Source organism: Mesorhizobium sp. P5_C1 (assembly GCF_054049815.1).
The window spans coordinates 1-2,868 of the sequence record NZ_JBFULQ010000633.1 but is presented as its reverse complement, the minus strand read 5'-3'; the positions used below and the strand labels follow the sequence as shown (position 1 = coordinate 2,868).

The 2,868-nt window shown below is 60.4% G+C and carries 4 protein-coding genes and 1 pseudogene; 2 read left to right on the top strand and 3 right to left on the bottom strand.

The window, feature by feature from the left end:
• The coding region (locus ACXJ7R_RS29145; RefSeq protein WP_457154853.1) for a DNA-3-methyladenine glycosylase I at nucleotides 1-714 on the bottom strand (714 nt) is incomplete at its 3' end.
• Between the two features lie 193 nt (nucleotides 715-907).
• Here ACXJ7R_RS29145 and ACXJ7R_RS29140 point away from each other — a divergent pair.
• Together ACXJ7R_RS29140 and ACXJ7R_RS29135 are read left to right on the top strand one after the other, a co-directional pair.
• Nucleotides 908-1,471, top strand: a complete 564-nt coding sequence (locus ACXJ7R_RS29140; protein ID WP_457154852.1) for a DUF1003 domain-containing protein — start codon at nucleotides 908-910, stop codon at nucleotides 1,469-1,471.
• Complete coding sequence (locus ACXJ7R_RS29135; protein ID WP_457154851.1) at nucleotides 1,468-2,055, top strand: DedA family protein; 588 nt, start codon at nucleotides 1,468-1,470, stop codon at nucleotides 2,053-2,055. Before ACXJ7R_RS29140 ends, ACXJ7R_RS29135 begins: the two co-directional genes overlap by 4 nt.
• A 61-nt stretch (nucleotides 2,056-2,116) precedes the next feature.
• Here ACXJ7R_RS29135 and ACXJ7R_RS29130 read toward each other — a convergent pair whose 3' ends face one another.
• Both ACXJ7R_RS29130 and ACXJ7R_RS29125 read right to left on the bottom strand, forming a co-directional pair.
• Complete coding sequence (locus tag ACXJ7R_RS29130; RefSeq protein WP_457154850.1) at nucleotides 2,117-2,704, bottom strand: hemerythrin domain-containing protein; 588 nt, start codon at nucleotides 2,702-2,704, stop codon at nucleotides 2,117-2,119.
• A gap of 40 nt (nucleotides 2,705-2,744) precedes the next feature.
• Nucleotides 2,745-2,868, bottom strand: a pseudogene (locus ACXJ7R_RS29125) (diacylglycerol kinase); the annotation flags it as partial.

The following is a 2,868-nucleotide window of genomic DNA, read 5'->3' as shown; positions in this document are numbered from 1 at the left end:
GTCGTCGCCCATATATTCGCGCAGCGCTTCTGGCGAATGGTTGTCGCCGATCGACATCGCCAGGATGCGCGAAATATGCCGGCGCGGCAGGCCCGTCTCCGTCGCCCATTGATTGATCTGGTTTTGGATCTTGTCGAGATCCTTCTTCGAGGTCGGGCTTTCGGCGATGTCGAGGCCGGCATCGCGCAGTGCCGCCGCCATATCACCCGAAATGACGAAGGCATCCCAGCCCAGCCAGCGCAGGAAATACTGGCCGGTGTTGCCGCCGAGCCGGCTGCCATGCTTGCCGAGATAGGCCATCAGCCCGACCTGATCGTCCGCAGGCCAGTCGGCAAGGAATTTGCCGAAACCGCCATATTCCTTCGACACTCGCTCGACGAAGGCAGCATTGTCGCGCACCGATTTGATCTTCTGCGGATTGCGCACGATGCGCTGGTCGGCCGTCAGATCGTGCCAGAAATCATCGGGCTGGAACAACAGCCGCTTCGGCTCGAAGTGGAGGAAGGCCTCTTCGAAGCCCGGCCCTTTCTGTTCGATGACGCGCCAGACGAAACCGGCGGCAAAGACGCGCTCGGCCATAACAGACAGAATGCGATCGTCGGCGATGTCAGCCACGGCGGCATTGTCGGGCGCCGGCCCCAAAAGTGACGAAAGCTCCGCCTCACCGCCCTTGCGTTTTGCCGCACGCAGGCGAATTTTCTGAAAATCGGCCATCGATCCCTCGCTGTTCGCGACAATGTAACACTTCCCGTGAGGGCCGGCAGCCTCTACCTCTTAGTGCATGTCGCTCAAAAGTGGCCCCGGTTTTGAGACAACGACATGCATGAGAACAAAGACCTAAAGCGCGTCATTTGAATCCGTTTTCAACGCGACGCGCTTTAGGCAAGCCAAGACCCTGGAGACKGCCATGAACAAGACGATCGACGACCTGGCGAACCGCTGGCTCAAGCGACGGCCGGACGGCCTCAGCCAGCTCGAAAGCCGCGTGCTGCAATCGACGCTCGAACGCACCACCATCTCGCGGGACACCAACAAGGCCGTCGCCTTCCATCAGACCTTTGGCGACCGCCTCGCCGACACGATTGCCCGCATCGGCGGCTCGTGGTCCTTCATCCTGACCTTCATCGCGTTCCTAGTCCTGTGGACCGCGGGCAATGTCTGGCTCCTGTCGCGCGACGCCTTCGATCCCTACCCGTTCATCTTCCTCAACCTCGTGCTGTCGATGATCGCCGCCTTGCAGGCACCGGTGATCATGATGGCGCAGAACCGCCAGACCGAGCGCGACCGCATCGACGCCGCCCACGATTACGAGGTCAATTTGAAGGCTGAGATCGAGATCATGGCGCTGCATGAAAAGCTGGACGAACTCCGCCACGGCCAGATCCTCGGCATGCGCGACGAGATGGCGCGGCTGGCCGACCTCGTCAAGCGGATCGACGAAAGGCTGTCGCAGCAGCAGCCGTCTTCATGACCGAAACGATCCATCACCTCATCGAACAATACGGACTGCTCGCCGTCTTCCTCGGCTGTGTCGCGGAGGGTGAAAGTGCGGCCATCCTCGGTGGCTTCTTCGCGCACCAACAAGTCTTCGTGCTCTGGCATACCGTCCTGGCGGCCGCCCTTGGCGCCTTCGTCGGCGACACCTTCTTCTTCATTCTTGGACGAAGCTTTGCCGACCATCCCTATGTCGTCAGATTGCGCAGGCGGCCTGGCTTCCGCCGGGCCTTTCGCCTGCTCAACACCCATCCCGACATCTTCGTGCTGTCGAACCGCTACATCTACGGCATGCGCCTTGTCGGCGGCATCGCGGCCGGCCTTTCCAACATCGCGGCGCCGCGTTTCRTTATCCTCAACGCCATGTCATCGGTGATCTGGGCGGTGCTGTTCAGTACGGTTGGCTATGTCTTTGGTTTGGGGGCCGAACACTTCGTCGGCCAGGCATTGATGCATCACGAGCGGTTGCTGGTCGGGCTTGGCATTGGTTTGACGGTGGCCGTGTTTGCCTGGCTGATCGCCCGCCACGTCGCGAAAAAGGAACGGACCAGGGAAAGCTGAGACCTTTGGTTTCCATGCATGTCGTTGCCCCAAAGCCGCCAAGCACTTTGAGCGACATGCATCAGTCAATACCAAGCGCGACATCACCCCGATCGAGGATCAGTGGGATGATCAGGTCTTCCTCGTCGGCAAGGTGCCTGGTCAGCATGGCGATCAGCCGGCTGTTTTCGTCGGCATAGGCGTCGGCGGCAAAGCGCTGTCTGTCTTCGCTCTTCTGAAGCGTCTTGATGAAGGCGTCGGCGGCCTCGGCATTGCGCTCCAGACCTTCATGGATGGTGTGATGGTCGGCATCGAGGATCTCGAAGCCGCGCTTCAGCCGCGTCTCCGCCTTGGCGAAGACCGGGAAATAATGATGATCCTCGACATTGTGGTGGCCATCGAGATTGCCGAGAAAATGGTTGAGGCGTGGCGCGAACCAGCGCGCGAAGTCGGGCGCTGTCAGCCTGCCTTCGCGGTAGTCGCCAATGCCGTTGGTCAGCATGCCGCCGAGTTCGCGGAACATGTCGTGACGCTGCAGCCACATATTGGCGACGCCGCGGATGTTGGCGTGGCCCTGCCAGTTTTCGCGCGGGTATTTCTCGGCCAGCCAGCGCAAATCGTCCGGTAGCCCTTTGCGCTCCAGAAGCAGAAGGTTTGTGACTTCAGACATGACGGTTTCCTTTAGTTACCGTCATGTAGGAGCCGGGATGCTAGATCGGTAGCCCGGTGATGCGTTCGATGATGGCGATGCCCCAGACGCCGGCGACGATGATCACCGAAATCAGAACCGCCAGCGAACCGCAGTCCTTGGCTAGCTGGATATCGACATTGAAC